The organism is Aquirufa ecclesiirivi (assembly GCF_011250515.1).
GTDB classification, from domain to species: Bacteria; Bacteroidota; Bacteroidia; order Cytophagales; family Spirosomataceae; genus Aquirufa; species Aquirufa ecclesiirivi.
In genome coordinates this window covers 36,155-56,354 of sequence record NZ_JAANOP010000005.1, presented here as the reverse complement: position 1 = coordinate 56,354, position 20,200 = coordinate 36,155, and the positions used below count along the sequence as shown (strand labels likewise).

Annotated in this window: 16 protein-coding genes and 1 riboswitch; of the genes, 7 read left to right on the top strand and 9 right to left on the bottom strand. The window is 38.5% G+C overall.

What is annotated here, in order from left to right:
* The first annotated feature begins 45 nt into the window (after positions 1-45).
* Positions 46-3,540, top strand: coding sequence for a VCBS repeat-containing protein (locus tag G9H65_RS08120; protein ID WP_166374852.1), 3,495 nt, complete (start codon positions 46-48; stop codon positions 3,538-3,540).
* Here the strand turns inward: G9H65_RS08120 and G9H65_RS08115 are convergent.
* Genes G9H65_RS08115 through porW form a run of 3 tightly spaced genes read right to left on the bottom strand, consistent with a single transcriptional unit; the run spans position 3,529 to position 9,437 of the window.
* Positions 3,529-5,007 carry an FG-GAP repeat domain-containing protein gene (locus G9H65_RS08115; protein ID WP_166374851.1) on the bottom strand — a complete coding sequence of 493 codons (1,479 nt, stop codon included), beginning with the start codon at positions 5,005-5,007 and terminating at the stop codon, positions 3,529-3,531. The two genes, G9H65_RS08120 and G9H65_RS08115, sit on opposite strands and share 12 nt — an antisense overlap.
* Position 5,008: 1 nt before the next feature.
* A complete protein-coding gene (locus G9H65_RS08110; RefSeq protein WP_166374850.1) occupies positions 5,009-7,321 on the bottom strand; it encodes a penicillin-binding protein 1A in 2,313 nt (770 codons plus the stop codon).
* 1 nt (position 7,322) lies between these two features.
* Complete coding sequence (gene porW, locus G9H65_RS08105) at positions 7,323-9,437, bottom strand: type IX secretion system periplasmic lipoprotein PorW/SprE (protein WP_166374849.1); 2,115 nt, start codon at positions 9,435-9,437, stop codon at positions 7,323-7,325.
* Between the two features lie 91 nt (positions 9,438-9,528).
* Here porW and G9H65_RS08100 point away from each other — a divergent pair, with 91 nt between their 5' ends.
* From G9H65_RS08100 to G9H65_RS08080, 5 genes are all read left to right on the top strand, one after another.
* Entirely contained in the window at positions 9,529-9,714 is a 186-nt protein-coding gene (locus G9H65_RS08100; RefSeq protein ID WP_166374848.1) for an AtpZ/AtpI family protein, read from the top strand.
* 76 nt (positions 9,715-9,790) lie between these two features.
* Complete coding sequence (locus G9H65_RS08095; RefSeq protein WP_166374847.1) at positions 9,791-11,659, top strand: penicillin-binding transpeptidase domain-containing protein; 1,869 nt, start codon at positions 9,791-9,793, stop codon at positions 11,657-11,659.
* Positions 11,656-12,945, top strand: a complete 1,290-nt coding sequence (gene rodA, locus G9H65_RS08090) for a rod shape-determining protein RodA (protein ID WP_166374846.1) — start codon at positions 11,656-11,658, stop codon at positions 12,943-12,945. Before G9H65_RS08095 ends, rodA begins: the two co-directional genes overlap by 4 nt.
* An 11-nt stretch (positions 12,946-12,956) precedes the next feature.
* Positions 12,957-14,192, top strand: a complete 1,236-nt coding sequence (locus G9H65_RS08085; protein WP_166374845.1) for an MFS transporter — start codon at positions 12,957-12,959, stop codon at positions 14,190-14,192.
* Positions 14,192-15,214: a hypothetical protein gene (locus G9H65_RS08080; RefSeq protein WP_166374844.1), complete on the top strand. Its 1,023-nt coding sequence runs from the start codon at positions 14,192-14,194 to the stop codon at positions 15,212-15,214. Before G9H65_RS08085 ends, G9H65_RS08080 begins: the two co-directional genes overlap by 1 nt.
* Here G9H65_RS08080 and G9H65_RS08075 read toward each other — a convergent pair.
* The 6 genes from G9H65_RS08075 to G9H65_RS08050 form a co-directional block, all read right to left on the bottom strand.
* The gene (locus G9H65_RS08075) at positions 15,211-15,585 is read right to left on the bottom strand and encodes a DUF423 domain-containing protein (protein ID WP_166374843.1); all 375 of its coding nucleotides are present in this window, start codon (positions 15,583-15,585) and stop codon (positions 15,211-15,213) included. The genes G9H65_RS08080 and G9H65_RS08075 overlap by 4 nt on opposite strands.
* A 42-nt stretch (positions 15,586-15,627) precedes the next feature.
* Positions 15,628-16,164 (bottom strand): ATP synthase F1 subunit delta, encoded by a 537-nt coding sequence (gene atpH, locus G9H65_RS08070; RefSeq protein WP_166374842.1) that lies wholly within the window; start codon positions 16,162-16,164, stop codon positions 15,628-15,630.
* 25 nt (positions 16,165-16,189) lie between these two features.
* Entirely contained in the window at positions 16,190-16,684 is a 495-nt protein-coding gene (gene atpF / locus G9H65_RS08065; protein ID WP_109322162.1) for a F0F1 ATP synthase subunit B, read from the bottom strand.
* A 127-nt stretch (positions 16,685-16,811) separates the two neighbouring features.
* Positions 16,812-17,057: an ATP synthase F0 subunit C gene (atpE, locus tag G9H65_RS08060; protein WP_109322163.1), complete on the bottom strand. Its 246-nt coding sequence runs from the start codon at positions 17,055-17,057 to the stop codon at positions 16,812-16,814.
* Positions 17,058-17,095: 38 nt separating this feature from the next.
* Positions 17,096-18,157, bottom strand: a complete 1,062-nt coding sequence (gene atpB / locus G9H65_RS08055) for a F0F1 ATP synthase subunit A (protein ID WP_166374841.1) — start codon at positions 18,155-18,157, stop codon at positions 17,096-17,098.
* A 102-nt stretch (positions 18,158-18,259) separates the two neighbouring features.
* On the bottom strand, positions 18,260-18,619 hold the full coding sequence (locus G9H65_RS08050; RefSeq protein ID WP_166374840.1) for a hypothetical protein: 360 nt from the start codon (positions 18,617-18,619) through the stop codon (positions 18,260-18,262).
* 363 nt (positions 18,620-18,982) lie between these two features.
* A riboswitch (SAM riboswitch) is annotated at positions 18,983-19,095 on the top strand.
* 8 nt (positions 19,096-19,103) lie between these two features.
* On the opposite strand from G9H65_RS08050, the gene G9H65_RS08045 reads away from it, so the two are divergent.
* Positions 19,104-20,198: a homoserine O-acetyltransferase family protein gene (locus tag G9H65_RS08045; RefSeq protein WP_166374839.1), complete on the top strand. Its 1,095-nt coding sequence runs from the start codon at positions 19,104-19,106 to the stop codon at positions 20,196-20,198.
* The last annotated feature ends 2 nt before the right edge of the window (positions 20,199-20,200 follow it).

Below are 20,200 nucleotides of genomic sequence, written 5' to 3'. Positions count from 1 at the left end.
GGAACTTGTTCCCACCTTTTTTAATTTTAGCCTAGTAATTATAAAATGATGAATTCTCGACAACTACTTTATTTGAGTCTGCTTTTCTTCGGAATTATTTCTTGTAAAAGCAAAACGACTTTCGAACTACTGCCTAGTGATCAAACAGGCATTCATTTTTCAAATCAAATTGTTGAAAACGACACCTTGAGCATCTTGAAGTATGAATATCTTTACAACGGTAGCGGGGTTGGAATGGGCGATTTTAATAATGATGGTTTATTGGATTTGTTCTTTTCTGGCAATCAAGCTAATGGAACTTTGTACCTCAATAAAGGGGAAATGAAGTTTGAAGATGTCTCTAAAAAAGCGGGAATTGATACCAAGAATCGTTGGTGTGCTGGGGTAAGTGTGGTGGATATCAATGGTGATGGGTTACTGGACGTATATGTGTCAGTAACCTTGAAAAATAGCGACAAAGACCGGGAGAATCTATTGTTTGTAAACCAAGGTATCAAAGAGGGTATTCCAACCTTCAAAGAAATGGCGGTGGAATATGGTATTAATGATTCTGGTCACAGCCAACACGCTGCATTTTTTGATTATGATAAAGATGGGGATTTAGATTTATATGTCTTAACGGATAAAATCACGGAATTCCCTTCGCTTTTTCGCCCGAAAGTGAATGATGGTACTTACCCTAATACAGATCGTTTGTATCGAAATGATTGGTCGGAAACATTGAAGCACCCTGTTTATACCAATGTCTCTAAAGAGGCAGGAGTTACTTTAGAAGGTTTTGGTTTAGGGATTAATATTTGTGATATCAATCAAGATAATTGGCCAGATATCTATGTTACGAATGATTATGTATCGGATGATATTCTTTACATCAACAACCAGAATGGAACTTTTACCGATCAATCTAAGGCCTATTTTAAGCATACCAGTTTAAGTGCTATGGGTAATGATGTAGCTGACATCAACAATGATGGTTTGGCAGATATCGTTGCTTTGGATATGCTTCCTAAAAGTAATGATCGTAAAAAGCAATTAGCTCCAGGAAATCATTATCAATCCTATTTGAACAGTGATACCTATGGTTTTACTTACCAATATATGCGGAATACCTTGCAGTTGAACGCCGGTAAACAAACCAATGGTCAACCCTATCCTTTCCAAGAAATAGGTTTAATGGCTGGTGTAGCAGAAACGGAGTGGAGTTGGTGTCCTTCTTTAGCCGATTTTGATAATGATGGATATCGTGATTTGTTGATTACCAATGGCTTCCCTAAAGATGTTACAGATAGGGATTTTATGTCGTATCAGGCAGAATCAAAGCGTTTGACATCAGAATCGATCATGCTGGAAAAATTGCCTGTCATCAAAATCAATAATTATGCCTTCAAAAATATGGGAGGCTTGAAATTTGATGATGTGAGTGCCAATTGGGGAATCAATATTGCGTCTTTTTCTAATGGAGCGGTGTATGGCGACTTGGATAATGATGGTGATTTGGATTATGTAGTGAATAATATCAACGATGAAGCCTTTGTTTATAAAAATAATACCATCGATCAAGAGAAAGAGAAGTCACAGTTTTTACGGGTTAAGTTTGAGGGAAAAGGAAAAAATGTGTTAGGTATTGGAGCAAAAATTGAAGGTGTTTTTGCGGATGGATCTCGCTTTTATTACGAAAATACACCCTATCGAGGATATTTGTCTAGTGTAGAAACAGTTGCCCATATTGGTTTAGGATCTAAATTGGCCATCAAAGAAATGCGTATTTTTTGGCCGAATGATTCCATGCAAGTGATTAAAAACCCAGGTAAAAATAAGGTGATGACCGTGAAAATAGGGGAAGCCAAAATGCCTATTCAAAGTATGTTTGATTATGAAAAGCCTCTTTTGGAAGATATAAGTAAAAGCCTACAAGTGGCAGATGTACATAAAGAATACGATTTTGTCGATTTTAATTTTCAAACATTAACACCTTTTAAATTATCTCAATTAGGCCCGGGTTGTTCGGTCGGAGATATCAATGGGGATGGATTAGAGGACTTTTTTGTAGGTGGGGCTAAGTTTTATTCTGGACTTTTTTATGTGCAGCAAGCTAATGGCCAATTTGTTTCCAAACCACTGGATGGGGCTATAGATCAACCCAAAAAGATGGGGGAGGATTTGGGTTCGCTATTGGCTGATTTTGATCGAGATGGGGATTTGGATTTGTATATTACCCGAGGAGGAACAGAAGATAAGGCTAATTCACCGAGTTTTCAAGATGTGCTATACACGAATGATGGTCAAGGTAATTTCAAGTTAGATGTAGCCGCCTTGCCCGTTTTTTTTGAAAGTAATTCAGCGGTTAGGTCCATCGATTTTGATCGTGATGGAGATTTAGACGTATTTGTCAGCGGAAGAAATGTACCATTTGAATATCCTAAAGGAACCGTTTCTCGATTATTACGAAATGATTCTAAACCAGGTCAAATTATATTTTCGGATCAAACAGCTCAATGGGCTCCTGAACTATTGAAAGAATCCTTGGTCTGTGATGCTATTTGGACTGATGTCAATCAAGATGGTTGGGTGGATTTGGTATTAGCTGGAGAGTATGCACCGATTCAAGTATTTGAAAACCAGAAGGCAAAATTGAAAAAATGGAATGAAACGGGATTAGAAAAAAATACAGGTTTGTGGGCATCCATTACAAGTGCTGATTTTGACCAAGATGGCGATATGGATTTTATCGCAGGAAATATGGGCAAAAACACCATTTTAAGGGCTTCTAATAAACAACCCGTAGAAATGGTACATGGAGACTTAGATGGAAATGGTCTATACGATATTTTCCCTTTTGTCTATTTCCAAGGCCCTAAAGGTTTATATGAGTCCTATCCATTGTTTGGTAAAGATGATACACATAAGCAATTGAATGCCACTCGTGCTCGATATGTGTATTACAAAGACTTTGGTAAGGCCAAGCAAGAGGATCTTTTTACAGATGCTGAAAAGAAGAAATCGTCCAAAGTTTCCTTGACAGAAAATGCGTCTGTCTATATAGAAAATGTAGGAAAAGGGAAATTTGTGGTGCATGAATTACCTGTGATGGCTCAGGTTTCGGCTTTAAATGGTATGCAAGTGATTGATATTAACCAAGATGGATATTTAGATGTCTTGTTTGTGGGAAATAATTTTGGTAATGAGGTTTCCACGGGAAGATATGATGCTTCTAATGGAGGCGTGTTATTGGGTGATGGAAAAGGGAAATTTAGATACCAGCCTAATTCAGGTTTATTTGTACCAAGTGATGCCAAATCATTGGTGAGTATTCAGCTGGGTAAAGATCAAATAGGATTTATTGCGTTCCAAAATAGAGGGACTATGTATGTATTTAAACCTGTTAAAAGCTTTGTTCCTTTAGCTAAAGCAGGAAAAGATTTTACTTACCAGTTTATGGGTAAGAAGCAAAAAGTAAACTGGAATTATGGCTCATCTTACTTGAGTCAAAGTGGATCTGCTCAAGGATTTGTACCTAAAGGGGCCAGTTTAGCGAATTAAATTCTTGAAATAGGTCAGTTGAAGTCCAGGAGTCAATTTGGTTCCTGGTTTCACTGCACCGAATTGGTAATTCCCTAAAACGATATCAATATCTCCGTCTTTATCCACGTCACCTGCATCCATGCAGATGTAATGACCTCCAGCTCCAATGTTTAAATTACTTACCTGAAAGGTCATATTTCCTTGATTCTGAAAATAGAGGAAGTTCTCATTGCGCCCTTGGTCGTTTTCAGCGAAAAAGGCAATCATAGCTAAATCCAAATCCCCATCTTGATCAAAGTCCCTTGCTACCGTTTTGGAAGCACCATAAGAAGGATAAAAATAACCTTCCTTAAAATTATTTCTTCCGTCGTTTAGATACACATGTACTCCATGAAAGGCTTTTTTAGAACGAGAGTAATCCGCATTATCCCCATTAGAAACAATGATATCATCATGTCCATCTTTATTGATATCTGCCACTTCCATATAGCTACTGCCAAATACGGAGTCAAATTGTAATAAAGGTTTTTCCACAAAAATACCTTGACCTTTATTGATGAATAAGGATACGCCCTCACGAGATTGAGCCATTAGTACCAATAAATCAGGATTTCCATCACCGGTGTAATCTTTAATGACAACATTACGTGCTCCTGCTTGGGCTTTTAATACATGTCGACTTTTATTTTTTCCATCAATCCAGGTTAATTGACCTCGTTCAAAACCGTATTCACAAATGACAAAATCTTGTACTCCATCACTATTAAAATCACTGATTTGTATATCCACAGGTCTTTTGAGTGAATCGATCTCGGCTTCCATTTTACCTTGAGTATTGATTCCATACATGCTTCCAATTTTTTCATCATTGGGATACATTTTACCAATGGCCAATAAGTAGGGTTTGCTGGCTAAAATTTGAGTTAGCGCTACAGGGCTTTTGGTTTCAATCGTCTTTTTTACTTGTTTATTGGCATCCAAGACCCATAACGTGCGGTTACGTGTACCTGCCCAAATCTCAGGTTTTTCAGGGTGAATGCGTAGTGAAATAACGACACCCAGTTGATCTTTCTTAGAAATGTATGATTCTTCTTTAAAATGCAAGGTGGAGGTACTGATAGGACTTCGTTGCTTTTGAGGAAGGGGTTTTTCAGGAGCATTTTTGACATAATAATCCACAACGGATTGCCAATCTTCTTCGCTGATTTTAGGATCTAGCGGATATATGTCCATGGCCATGGCGCTTTGATACTGCTCCTCGGAGATACGTGTCATTAGTTGGAAACGATCCCCAATGCCTAGTCTGTAGCCCATTTCAGGTAATACTCCATCTTTCCAAGTCTTTTTATCGAGTAAAGAAGGGTCAGGGAATTTATGGCAAGAGGAACAGGTCTCTTTGGCTAGAGCTTCGCTTTTTTCTTCAGCACTTTGTTGACATGCCGTAAATACAGTTGAAAAAAGAAGTAAGGCGGCAATTAATCGCATGTTATTGAACATTGGTATTTTGAACAGCCGTAGAATCGATGTCCACTTTTCCACTACAGGTGAAATCGAACACAAATTTTTCGGGCTTCAGGAAAGGCATTTTTCGATAGCCTTCTATGGCTAAAGATTGGTCGGAATAAACTTTTTCCATGAATTTGGCATAAGCAGGCATGGCCATTTTAGCTCCTTGACCCAGGGCTAATGATCTAAAGTGGATGCTTCGGTCATCTCCACCGACCCATACACCCGCCACTAGTTTCTGGGTTACTCCCATGAACCAGCCATCGGAATAGTTGGAAGTTGTACCTGTTTTGGCACCAATTTCATTACCTGCCACAATGGAAGTTCTTTTTAATCCTTCTGCGGTTCCACCAGGTTCCTGCACAGCACCTTGTAGCATGTAGGTCATGAGGTAGGCCGTTTCAGGTTTTATGGCTGCTTTGGCCGTTGGAGAGAATTCACGCAGAACATTTCCTACCTTATCAGTGATTTTCAAGATCAAAATAGGCTCAATTCGCTCGCCTGCGTTCGCAAAAGTGCTATAGGCAGACACTTGCTCAAATACAGATACTTCTGAGGCTCCTAAGCAAAGGGAAGGGCCTTCATACAGGGCGCTGGAAATCCCTGCTTTATGTGCAAATTCAGCAATTTTCTGTGGTCCCATTTCTTTCATTAATTTGGCAGAAATGGTATTGATGGATAAGGCCATGGCTCTTCTCAATTTGAGCTTTTCATAACTATATTTTCCATCGGAGTTTTGAGGTGTCCATGTTCCATTGGTAAGTCCATCTTCTTCTCCAAAAGTCACCGGTTCATCGATCAACTCATCACAGGGAGTGGCAATCTCATTTTCAATAGCTGCACCATACACAAAGGGTTTGAAGGTTGAGCCGGGCTGCCTTTTACTTTGGGTAATGTGGTCAAACTTAAAGTATTTATAATTGATGCCTCCAATCCAAGCCTTCACGTGGCCGTTGGTTGGGTCCATGGCCATAAAACCGCAATTTAAAATCCGCTTGTAGTAATTTAAGGAATCCATGGAACTCATCGTGGTATCAATATCCCCTTGGTAGGAGAATACAGTCATTTTTACTTTTTTATTCAATTCTTCCCACACCTTGAATTCATCATTATTGTAAGCTGTCATTAATTCACGGTAACGGTCGGTACGTTTCATGGCATCTTTCAAGAAACCTTTGATTTCTTTCATTTCTTCATTCACCCAAGGGTTTCTTCCTCTCCAATGCGAATAAAAAAGGCTCTGCTCGGCTTTCATATGCTCTTGGATGGACTCTTCCGCATATTTTTGCATGCGAGAGTCTATACTGGTATAAATGCGTAATCCAGAGGTATATAAGTTGATTTGCTGGTCTTCCGGACGGTCAGCATTGATTTCTTTGATGACAGATAATATCTGTTTACGGATACTTTCTCTGAAATAAGGAGCGGCACCTGTATTTTGGTTTTCTACTTTAAACTTGAGATTCAAAGGACTCTCCATCATGCTACGAGCGTCATCTTCCAGCACATAATCGTATTTGGCTAATTGACCCAAAACCACATTACGTCTTTCTAATGTTTTTTCTGGTCTTATCCGCGGATCATAAAGCGATGGGTTTTGTAATAAACCTATCAAGGTTGCTGCTTCTGGTAAGGAAACTGTTTTTACATCTTTTTGGAAATAAGTCCGACAAGCCACTTGTATACCATAGGCATTATTGCCAAAACTCACCTCATTGAGGTACATGGCCATAATTTCCTGTTTGGTGTAGCGTCTTTCTAATTTGATGGCTAAAATCCACTCTTTGACTTTAGCTATGGCTGTTTTTAAACCACCAATTTTCATGAGTAAACCCATGTAAAGTGGGTCATCCTCCCCGAATTCCACCGAGCGCGTATGAAAAAGATTTTTGGCCAACTGCTGAGAAATGGTACTTCCTCCACCCGATGTTCCCAAACTTAACACGACCCGCATCATGGAGCGCATATCAATGCCGGAGTGTGTGGTAAAACGGGCATCTTCCGTGGCCATTAAGGTATTGATAATGGTGGGAGAGAGATCTTCAAATTCCACAGGATTTCTATTTTCTCTGAAATATTTACCTATTTCTTGTCCATCTTCGGAAATCAGTAGAGATGCTTCTTGGCTTTTGGGATTTTCTAATTCATATAAACTAGGCATTCCACCAAACAGCCAAAGAAAATTAAAGTTGACAGCCGTAATAAACAGGACCACAAACAGCGTGGAACCCAAAAGAAATTTATAGGTAAATCGAATCAGTTTTAGATATTTTCCCTCTTCAAATTCGAACATATTAGTTTTTATTTTTGGTGTAGGCTTTTAATAAAGCTTCTGCCTCTGTTGTTAATGGGCTTTTTGGGAAAGCTTGAATGAAGTTTTTTAAATTATCTTGATAGCTAGTGAATTCCTTTAACCCACCGTAACAAAGCGCTTTTAAAAATACGACTTTATCTTCTAAGTTACTACCTGGAAATTGTTGTAAGATTTGTTGACATTGACGCGAGGCCTCATTATAATTATGAGTTTTAAATTGCTCATAGGCCAATTCATAGGCTTTTTGTGCGGCCAATTCATTGCTTTCTGTCAAACTACCATGTTCAATTTTTAAGATTAATTGTTTGAAATAGGCCGTAGGGAAGCGGTCAAATAATTGATTGCGGTAGTTTTTTTGATCTGGAGAATCTTTGTCGCTACTTAAATATAGCAAGTAGAGCGCTTCTGCTTCATGGCTTGTGCCTGGATAATTAACCAATAATTTCTTCAATAAGCCACTGGCTTGTTCCTTTTCTCCCAATTCCAATTGTACAAATTTTCCTAATTCAAATAGGGCATCCTCTTCTCGTTTTTTTACTTGTGAAATTTGAGCGGGGCTTTTGGGAATGGAGTTTAACCAAATTTGTAAAGAATCATTCTCGACAGGATTGTTGCTGTTTGTCTTCGCATTTTCTGAAGGGGCATTCGACGTATTTTGTGTCAAATCTACAATACGGTTAGTCAAGTTGTTATTTTTATTTTTACGATTCCAAAAATCTTCTAAGGTCCGAACGCCCCATTTATTACTGAATTCTTGTTGACCTTGGATTCTAGCTTGGTCATTGTTAAAGTAAAAACTTTGTTGCTCTGGACTAGGAGGTCTGCGCGTAAAAACGACATTGCTTTGTACTTGCACCGTTTTGCTCAATAAGGAATCCGCTTTTCTTTGTTGCTTTTTTTGTGTCTTTTGGTACATGTCCGTTAATTCGATCATGGACATATTGCTTAATTTTAATAAAGAGTCCTCTTGACTTAGCGCTTTGCTTAATTGTAAATAGCTAGACCACGTCTTTTTTAATTTCTGAGTATTGGTGTATGCTGGATGATTCGGGTTAAGGTAAGTGGCGGCACTATCATAGTATTTGGCAGCTTCATCAAAACGTTTCAATTGTTTGGCAAATAGATTACCCAATTGTAAATAAAGTTCTCCTCGGTCGCTTCCGCTTTTACCACCTTGGGTCCAATAGACTTTAGCCTTATCATAATCCTTATTTCTGAAAGATATTTCTCCTAAAGCTGCGTACAAAGCAGGAACATGATCTTCATTCTTTGGCTCGCGAATCATTTTTTCTAATTCTTCGGGCGCATTGTTTAATTGATGTACTGCCAATGTTGCATGGAATTGTAAGTCATAGCTAGCTTTGGATTTTTTTACAGCCGCATAATTCTCTAAGGCTAATTGGCTTTTTCCTTGCGATTCAAATAATTGACCCAAAATAAAGCGAAGGCGAGCTTTTTCTTCTCCTGAGGAAAGCGAAGGAATGATTTCTTCTAAGAGCGCGATGGTTGGGATTATTTCATTTTTACTTTGGTGATAATAAGCTCTAGCCAATAAATAATTATTCTTCTGTGACTGGCTAAGGTCTAGACTTTGGATGAACTCAGCTACTTTTTCTGCCGAAGTGAAATCATGCTGTTGGGTATAAATTTGGTATAAATGGATCAGTGAGGTACTTTGAGAACGAGGGTCATTGTCAATGGAATTGACAAACTTAAACGTCTCTAGGGCATTTTTATAATCTTTTTTGATGTATCGGCCCCAACCAATCAAGGTATAGGCATCATCCACAAAATGAGAATTTTGGTGACGATCAATCACCAAGGAGGCTTTTTTGATAACTAAATCAATATCGGAAGCATGTTGCTGGCCAAATGCCGAATCAATGGCTGGAATAATAGGAAGAATGGATTTGTAATTCTCTTTATGTTCTTCCCAAAACTTCTTTTGTATGGTCTTTTTTAAGCGATCAGCTTGCCAAATGGCGTTGTATTTGGCATTTAGATTATGAAATGCGACGGCAGCAGGCTTTGTGCTTTGTTGAGAACAAGCACTTACAAGAGCCAATAATCCGAGAAGCCAATATCTTCTAATCATGCAGAAAACCAAAATTGTTCAAATTTACAATTTATCTCAACGAAAAAGGGATAAATTTAGCGTGGCATTACGATTAATTTAATTCAAAGGGATGAACTCTTACCAAAAATACATTGGAGCAGCATTTCAAATGTTGGTGACCATCTTGTTAGGTGTTTGGTTGGGGAGGTATTTGGATGGATATTTTCAATTCGAAAAGCCCTGGTTAACCATTGTTTTTTCTTTAGGCTCTATTGCCATTTCCATGGTGGCTTTGATTCGGAGTTTGCCAAAATAATTGCGAATTAGCTCGATTTATAAGCCGATATATTTCTGTAAATTGCTGAGATTTTCCATATTAACTCAAATTTTACGTGTTCGAGGGTCGCAGACAAATTCTTTTGTTGTTCTTTATCATCATAGGTTTGGTGTTTATTGGAAAGTTATTTTTCCTTCAAGTGATTGATGATAGTTACGAAAAGGCGGCCGACAACAATGCTATTCGCAAAATCATTCAGATACCTTTTCGTGGGGAGGTGTATGACCGTCATCAAAAACTTATCGTGTACAATACGCCGGTTTATGATTTGTACATCACACCACGTAAAGCACATGTTCGGGATACCTTGCAGTTTTGTCAACTATTTGGAATTACAAGGGCTTATTTTGATTCAACCTGCAAGCAAGCCAAAGCATATTCTCGTGTAAAGCCCTATTTGTTTTTGAAGCATTTGTCAAAAGAAGATTTTGCTCGTGTTCAAGATGCCATGGTCGATTTTCCGGGATTTACTTTTACGACTACCGCATTTAGAACCTATCAATCCAAGGCTTTTTCTAATGCCTTAGGTTATGTAGCGGAGATTAATTCGAACTCACTTCAAAATCAAAAGGACGATTATTATCGCCAAGGGGATTATGTGGGAGTGTCTGGAATTGAAAGTTTTTATGAAGAAGATTTACGGGGACAAAGAGGGGTCAAATACCGAATGGTCAATAGTAATGGGGTGGAAAAAGGCGATTTCAAGGAGGGAAGCTTGGACATACAACCCATAGCAGGAAAGAATTTATATACAGGGGTGGATATTCGATTGCAAGAATATGCCGATAGTTTAATGCAGCATAAGGTAGGCTCCGTGGTGGCTATAGAACCGGCAACAGGAGAAATCTTGACAATGGTTTCGGCTCCCTCTTATGATCCAAGTTTATTAGCAGGGCGTAATTTTTCCAAGTATTATCAGGATTTAGCTTTGGATCCCATGAAACCATTGTTGAATCGTCCACCCTCAGCGTATTATCGTCCAGGTTCAACCTTTAAATTGATTCAAGCCTTGGTGGGTTTACAGCTGGGAATCATTACGCCGGGTAGTGTTTTTACGCACGCTGGTGCTCCTGTCAAGTGTCACTCGCACAATACCTCACACAATGATTTGCACAATGCCATACAATGGTCTTGTAACCCTTATTTTTACCATGCATTTCGTAAGATTTTGTACGAAGATACGCAAGGAAATACCTTTGAGCGATCGGCACAAGGTTTACAGCGATGGTCAGAATTAGTGGCTAATTTTGGATTTGGAAGGAAGTTAGGGGTGGATTTGGGCAATGAGAAAAAGGGGATATTACCCAATGTTGAATATTACAATAAAGTGTATAAAGGAGAAAATACGTGGAAGTTTTCCAATATTTATTCCTTGAGTATCGGGGAAGGGGAATTGGTGGTAAATCCATTGAAAATGGCCAATGTGGCAGCCATTATTGCCAATCGAGGCTGGTATATTCCTCCTCATTTAGTGAAGGCCATTGGGGATAATAAAGTAGTGGATCCATTTTATAAAACCCCAGTTTCCGTGGGTATAGATGCCAAGCATTTTGGTGTAGTCATTGAAGGCATGAAAGATGCAGTACTGCATGGAACGGTGGGGGGTGATGGTAAAATTCCAGATATTGTGATGTGTGGGAAAACGGGTACTTCACAAAATGCTAAGGGAGAAGATCACTCCGTTTTTATTGCTTTTGCTCCCAAGGATAATCCTAAAATTGCCATTGCTGTTTTTGTAGAAAATGCCGGATTTGGAGGCTTTGCTGCTGCGCCTATTGCTTCTTTAATTATTGAGAAATATTTGAAAGGAAAGGTTGATAGAAAGGCCGTGGAGGAGAAATTTATGAATAAAAGTTATCTTCCAAATGTGTTATCCGTGACAGGTCCAAGGCCCTCAAAAACTAAAAAAGACACCTTAAAATGAGTAATCAAAACCAATTAGTGAGTAAGGTTGATTGGATTACCATATCCTTGTACGGATTATTTGTGTTAGCTGGCTGGATGAATATATATTCGGCCGTATACAATCCAGAGACTCATTTGTGGATATTTGACGCTAAATTTTATGATTCCAATGCGGGTAAACAATTGATTTGGATCGGGACAAGTCTGATACTCATCATCTGTATTTTTGCCATTGATTTTCGTTTTTTTGAGGCTTTTGCGCCGATCATTTATGCTAGTTTTATAGGTTTATTAATCTTGGTACCATTTTTGGGGGTCACGATTAACGGGTCTCATTCCTGGTTTAAGTTTGGTTCAATCACCATTCAACCTGCTGAATTTGCTAAGACTGCCACGGCCTTGTTATTAGCAAAATACATCAATGAACCACAAGTGAATTTGTCTAAGTGGAAAAATCAATGGATATCTGGGGCCATCATAGGATTACCCATGCTATTGATTATCGCCTCCAATGAAACGGGATCTGCGTTGGTATTTGCCTCATTTTTAATCTTGCTTTATCGAGAGGGATTACCTGGAGAATACCCTGGATTATTTGTTGGAACAGTGACTATTTTTGTTTCTGCTTTGTTACTGAGTCCATGGACTATTTTGGCCACGTTAATCCTCATTGCGGGGATTATTATTGCACTTTCGCCAATTTATATTCAACGCTTAAAACAAACCTATATTAAAGCAGCTTTGTTCATTGTAGGGATTATGTTCATGGTTTTTTTGGTTGATTTAGCCGTTAATACAGTACTAAAAGAGCACCAAAGGAATCGTATCAAAGTACTCATTGATCCATCTTTTGACCCCCGAGGTTTAGGTTATCAAGTTACACAATCTAAAATTGCCATCGGTTCAGGTGGTTTTTGGGGTAAAGGTTACCTGCAAGGCACACAAACAAAATTTGATTTTGTTCCTGAGCAAAGTACCGATTTCATTTTTTGTACGATTGGCGAAGAACATGGTTTTTTTGGAGTATTAGTAGTCATACTTTTGTTTGTGGCATTTTTATGGCGACTCATGTATTTAGCGGATCAGCAACGATCTAGATTTGCACGGGCTTATGGATATGGGGTAGTTGGTATTTTGTTTTTTCACTTTTTGGTGAACATTGGTATGACTATTGGCTTGATGCCAATCATGGGAATACCACTTCCATTTTTTAGCTATGGAGGATCTTCCCTTTGGTCATTTACCATACTATTGTTTATATTTCTGAAATTAGATTCGCATCGTTCGGATATGCTTTCTCGTTAAAACCTAAACCTATGATAGAAGAAAAACTAAGTTCTAAAGCTAAACTATTAATTGCCGTTGCAGCCCTAGGTTATTTTGTAGACGTCTACGATTTAATTCTTTTTTCAGTGGTACGTAATCCCAGCTTAAAAAGTTTGGGCTTGGTGGGCCCTGATTTATTGAATCAAGGACTGAATCTGATGAATATTCAGATGGGTGGTATGTTATTAGGAGGTATTTTGTGGGGAATTTATGGCGATAAAAAGGGTAGGAAGTCTGTTTTATTCGGGTCTATTTTATTGTATTCTATAGCGAATGCCTTGAATGGAATGGTACATGATTTAGATACTTATGCCTGGTTACGATTTCTCGCAGGGATAGGTTTGGCAGGTGAATTGGGAGCTGGAATTACCTTAGTCAACGAAACGCTACCTCCCTCTAAGCGAGGAATAGGAACCTTAATTATTGCTGGGGTTGGTGCCTCTGGTGCTATTTTTGCTCCCATAGTATCTAATTTCAGTTCAGATCCTGAATGGTGGAGAACCTGCTATTACATTGGTGGAGCTATGGGATTAGCTTTATTGCTCTTACGTTTAGGGACATTTGAGTCCGGTATGTTTTTGGAATTGGAGATGGATGTCAAACGAGGAAATTTCTTCCAATTGTTTTCCCATGGACAAATTTTCAAGAAATACCTGTATTGTATTTTAATGGGCTTGCCGATTTGGTACATCATTGGCATTTTGGTTTTTTCATCACCAGAATTATTACAGAGTATGGGTTTGAAGGGCGTGATAACAGGAGGGGATGCTATCATGTATTGTTATTTAGGTTTATCCGTTGGGGATTTTGCTAGCGGTTATTTAAGTCAAGTATTGAAAAGTAGGAATAAAGCGGTCATGAGCTATTTGGTTATTGCATGGGTCTTGACCATTTATTTCCTCTATGCCATGTCAGATATTTCGGTTGTTTATGGAAACATCATGATCACATTGCTTGGATTCTTTGGGGGATATTGGGCTGTGTTTTTGACTAGTTCATCTGAGCAGTTTGGCACTAATTTACGTATGACAGTGACTACCACAGTTCCTAATTTTGTACGCGGAGCATTAATCCCCATTAGCTTATTGTTTAAGTTTTTAATACCTAGCGTAGGTATGGTGAATTCGGCGGCTATTGTCGGGGCGCTTTGTTTTGGATTATCAATTTGGTCTGTTAGTCACTTGAAAGAGACATTTGGCAAATCATTGGATTTTATAGAAGAATAATGGCATTAATATCTCGGAAGAAAAACCTGTATCGGATTAATAACCAGCTGAGACGCTACTTGCATAAGTATGGTCGTGAGCATGCCATGAATATAAGTTACCAGGATTTACTTCGGTATGATAATGCAATTACCTTGTACGATAAAAATGGTCATGATACTTTATGGGAAACCGTTTTTTATTCTCCAGCAGATCAGGAAGAAGTGCATGAATCTCTGAAGAACATTTATGCGGATTTGAAGACAGATGGTAATGAAGGCGTTATTAAGCACTTGGTGATTGATCGGGTGGACTATTGTACTTATGGGAATACGCATCCATTTCGCATTCGGATTGTCAATAAAGTCAATGATATTTTTGATTATTTCTATATTAAAGTAGCTGATGCTTCTCGTGTTTATGGTTTGGAATTGGAGCATATTCTTTCTCCGAATCGTATCAATTATGTGACTTACGACAATACCTTGGTCGAAGAGCATATCGCCGGAGTTCCAGGAGATGTTTTTTTGAAGCAAGATTTAGAGAATGATTTGGAATCGCCCATCCGTTTAGCTAAGGAATTTGTCAAGTTCAATGAGCGTTGTTTGGTACAACTTTTAGGAGATATGCACAGCACGAATTATGTTGTGATTACAACGCCTGATTTTGATGATATCTATTATCGAATTCGACCAATTGATTTTGATCAGCAATGCTATGAAGGGAAGCGGTCGGTGTATTTACCGCAATATTTCAAACAAAATAATCGTTTGGTTGAGTTGGGCATGAAGTTCATGACACCCGAATCTGTTTGGCAGTACCAAATTGAGGAAAGATCGATGATTGCGAGTCGTTTGAAATCGGAGAGTCAGCGGGTATATGATTTGATGACAGTCATGGCCAAGGACGATATAGCACCAATTGAGAACATGGAGCAATTGCGCTTGGATTTAGCTCGTCATTATAATGATGAGCGTTTTTTGAATTGTAAAACGATGGGCGAAATTGTTTGGAGTAGTTTAGAGTTGGTGATGCGGCATTAAGCTTTTTGGTAGGCAGCCATGGCCATGCAGGAAAATCCTACTATCAGGGAAAGTCCACCTAGTGGAGCTACAGCTCCCCAAATATTTTGTTGGGTGATGCATATCAAATACAAGGCTCCTGGAAAAATGATGCTTCCTGCCAACATGAGATAAGAGGCAATTTTTAAAAAGCGATTTCCTGAATTGATTTGCCAAATACCTAAAAGTAGTAAGGCTAAAGCGCCATACATTTGGTAGGTTGATGCCGTTTCAAAGGTATCTAGCCGCTGTGTCGACAGTAAATAGGCTTTCCATGCATGCGCGCCAAAAGCACCGATGGCTACGGATAAAGTAGCTAAGATAGAGCCTGAAAGTAAGCAAAAACGTTTCATGATAAATGGATAAAAAAAGCCTTGATGAACAAGGCTTTTAATTTATGAGGCGAAAGAAACTTTTAAATCATTTAGTTTCCGTCGGATGGAATCATCGACTTGTTTGTCTCCTACACGTAGAATAAATCCACCGATTAATGATTCGTCAATGGACTCATGCAATTGAACATCTTTGCCAGAATATTCTTTTACAATGGCAATCACTTGTTTACGTTGCTCTTCTGTTAATGTAGAAGAAGTGACCACATCTGCTTTTTGAATTCCTTTATAAGTAGTATATAATTCAATGAATTGTTTAGCAATAGCGGGTAAGAATTCTTCTCTGTTTTTACGGGTAATAATTTCAAAGATAGAATAAGACACAGCATGAAATTTATCTTTGAATAGTTTACTCAAGATAGTCATTTTCGTACCGTGCTTGATAATAGGGCTTTTAAACGCTAGTACCAATTCTTTACTATTTTGGCAGGTTTCTTGGAAGCTCACCATATCTTGGTAAACATCTTCCACCACCTTTTTTTCAATGGCTAAATCGAGCAAAGATTTAGCATAACGGTGGGCAACAATTAACTCAGACATTTGATCAAATTTAAGGTGTTGCTTCTTATTTTAATGTGACATCAGCTATCCACTCAGAAACTAATTTTTCTTGAGCAGCTTTGTCTTTCAATTGGCTTTTTAATACTTTTTCTGCTAAATCAAGAGATAGGCTAGCTGCTTCTTTACGAATAGAGGCAACAGCGGCTACTTTTTCTTGTTCAAATGCGACACGTGCTTTTTCAATTTCTTGATTAGCGGCGGTTTGAGCATCTAATTTAGCTTGAGAAATCATGGCATCGGCAGCTTCTTTCGCTTGTTTGATTAAAGCATCACGCTCAGCACGGGCAGAAACTAATAATTGTTCATTTCCAGCTTTCAGTTCAGCCATTTCTTTCTTTGTTTCCTCAGAAAGTTTGATTGCTTGGTCGATCGACTCTTCGCGCTCATGTAATGATTGAATGATAGGCTTCCAAGCAAATTTTGCTAGAAGAAAAAACAAAATTCCGAATACGAGAATTTGCCAAAAGATAAGTCCAAAATCTGGGGTAATTAACTCCATACTTGTGTATAATTAAGATGTTAGAATCTTCTTAAAAACGCAATTTGGAGCCTATTGCAACCAAATTGCGTTTGAAAATAAGGGAGTCATTTGCCAAGGCTAACCCGAGGCATGACCTGGTATTGAATTACTTTAAAGTAACCAACAAACAAATTACTGCTGCGAAAAGAGCAACCGCCTCAACGAAAGCAGCTACGATCAACATCGCACCTTGGATTTTTCCTGAAGCTTCTGGTTGACGAGCGATAGATTCCATAGCAGAACCACCGATGTTACCGATACCTAAACCAGCACCAACTGCAGCTAAACCAGCTCCAACACCTGCAAGACCAGTTCCTACAGAAACTTCCAATAAAATTGATAAAAGAGACATACTAATTGGGTTTATGAATAAAAATTAAAATACAAATTCTAGTGATGATGTTCTTCAATGGCTGCACCAATGTAAGTAGAAACCAACATGGTGAAAATAAAGGCTTGAATGAAGGCCACAATCAATTCAATTACGTTCATGAATAAAGAGAACGGTACTACGGCAATTCCTAAAGCGGCATTTTCAAAAATGAAAATTAAGGAAACCAAACTTAATAAAATGATGTGACCTGCTGTCATGTTAGCAAATAAACGCACCATTAAAGAGAAAGGCTTCATGAATACACCCACAATCTCCACGGGAGTCATGATGATTAACATCCATTTTGGAACACCTGGCATAGCAAATACGTGCGTCCAGTAGGTAGCTTTACCATTTAAGTTTGTTACAAAAAAGGCAATAATAGCCATAACAGCTGTTACCGCAATATTTCCTGTAACGTTAGCGCCACCTGGAATTAAGCCCAGCATGTTGTTGAACCAAATGAAGAAAAATACCGTCAATAAATAAGGCATAAAACGACGGTAGTGTTTTTCGCCTATGTTGTTTTTGGCGATTTCATCGCGCACAAAAATAATGATGGGTTCAAATAAAGATTGAATTCCTTTAGGTGCACGGTGTGGGTTTTCTTTGTAGGTTTTACCGATGCCGATGAAAATACTTAATAATAAAACGGCAGAAAGTAATAAGGAAGCTACGTTTTTAGTGATGGATATATCATAAACGGTCTCACCATTTTCCGCATGGATTTTTCCATGTTCTAATTTTAAACCTTGGTAAGGCACTTCTTCATGATGTTCGTTTTTGAAATTAGAAGAAGAAAATACTTGTAAGCCAGCCGATTCAGTGTATACGATGCAAGGGAGAGGTATCGTAGCATGGAAATGTCCGATGGTAAAAAAATGCCACTCGTGCTCATCGGCAATGTGGTGTAAGATCATTTTTCCTGCATCGAACTTCTCTTCTTGCTGAGGAGCATGTTCGGTCGCTTCTGCAGCAGCAGGCTCATTGGCCCATGCGGAGAAACTAAAAAGGGAAATGAATAATCCCAGGATTATATTTGAAAAATACACTTTTTTGAAAATGGACTTACCCGACATCTTAATGCTCGCTTTTACTTTAATTTCTTTGAATAATATAGCTAATACGTTGATTAGCTGGATGTAGAAAAGGATTTTTATGACTTTTGGTCTTAGTCTTTTCTAAAAACGTCGCAAGTTACGAAGCAAACCAATTATTTCAAAATTTGTACTACATAAATAGAGTACAAAAAAATTCCCCACAAATAAGATCATTTCCGGAGTATCCATATATCCAAAAACACCGATAAAAATAAGGCTAGCTATGAAGCGGATGGCTAGGGAAGCCATGTGGAAAGGTATAAATTTTTCACGGTCATTTTTCCAACCTAGTTGATGTAATGCATGACTTAAATAGGCTAGAAAGAAGAAGAAGGCCCAAATGAATTTTACATCTGAATGTAACCAGCTCGCTAAACTACTTTGATGGAGTCCCCAAAGTACCAAACCTATTCCTCCGTAAAAACTGACTAATTTAAGCATGGTACAAATATCTGAATTAAGTCTTATAATGTTATTCCATTCAAGACTAAATTATTCTTTTACCAATAGGTAGGTAATAATTATCAAGTAATGAATTAAATGTACGCCATATTGAAGGTAGCTTTGTCAACTTAGCTCTGTCAACTTAGATTTGTCAACTTTTCAAAAGTTGACAAATCTAAATCGTCGAAGCAAAATCGATGAAGCTTACATCGTCGAAGCAAAATCGAAGAAACAAGATCGTCGAAACTAAAACCGATGAATCTAAATTGACAAATCTAAACCGACAAATCTTCTCCTTTTTGGAATTCTTCCATTTCATCCTTTACTTTGCAGTCCCAAGTCAATCGCACAAGCAGCATTGATTTATAAAGAAGAAGGGAGAGACTAGGCTCAACGAACTTCTGGCAACCAGTTGAAAAACTAAGGTGCTAACTCCTACCCCAGGCAAATGCCTGTTTAGGGAAATATAAACGATTAGTTCATGCAAGCTGAGTTTCATCATTTTCATTCTTCTTTTTCTTTTGACCTAGAAATGGGTGGTGTTCTTCCTTCCGTTCAATTGGCCTATGAAACCATGGGGAAATTAAATGCCCAAAAAGATAATGTAGTTTGGATTTGTCATGCCTTCACCGGAAGTCATGAAGTGTCTGATTGGTGGCAAGGACTCGTCGGTTCAGGTAAACTGTTTAATCCAGAAAACCATTTTATTGTTTGTTGCAATATCTTGGGTTCTCATTACGGTTCCACCGGTCCGCTTTCTACCAACCCCTTGACTGGCCAGCCTTATTACCATACTTTTCCAAACGTCACCATTCGGGATGTGGTCAATAGCTTTGAATTACTAAGAAAGGATTTAGGTATAGATCGTATCAAAACCTGTATAGGAGGATCTTTGGGAGGTCAACAAGCCCTTGAATGGTCCATCATCCAACCAGATTTAATTGAAAATCTTATCCTAATTGCCACCAATGCCGTTCATTCGCCTTGGGGTATCGCTTTCAATGAGTCCCAACGTATGTCCATCGAGGTGGATCCTACGTGGAAAGAATCTCAGCCCAAAGCGGGTATTGAAGGTATGAAAGCGGCACGTGCTACGGCATTAATTTCTTACCGTAATTATGAAACTTATCAAATTACGCAGGCCCGACAAGAAAATACAACTGGCGAATCCCTTCGTGCGATATCCTATCAACGCTACCAAGGAGAAAAATTAGCTGGCCGATTTAATGCCTATTCCTATTATATTTTGTCGAAAATGATGGATTCCCAAGATGTAGGTAGAAATAGAGGAGGGGTGATAAAAGCCTTAAAGTCTGTGAAATCCAAAACCTTAGTCATTGGTATCAAATCAGATGCCTTATTTCCTATAGTCGAACAGGAATATTTGGCCAAGCATATCCCTGGGGCATCTTTTCAAGTGATCGATTCCCTTTACGGCCATGATGGTTTTTTAATCGAAAGTGGTTTGATGACCAAGGCGATTCGCCTATGGCAAAAACTACTACGTTTGGAAGTGAATCCTATGGCTGATTTTTTCAAAGAATTAGAAATTAGACATATTTCTTACGCTTCTTAATC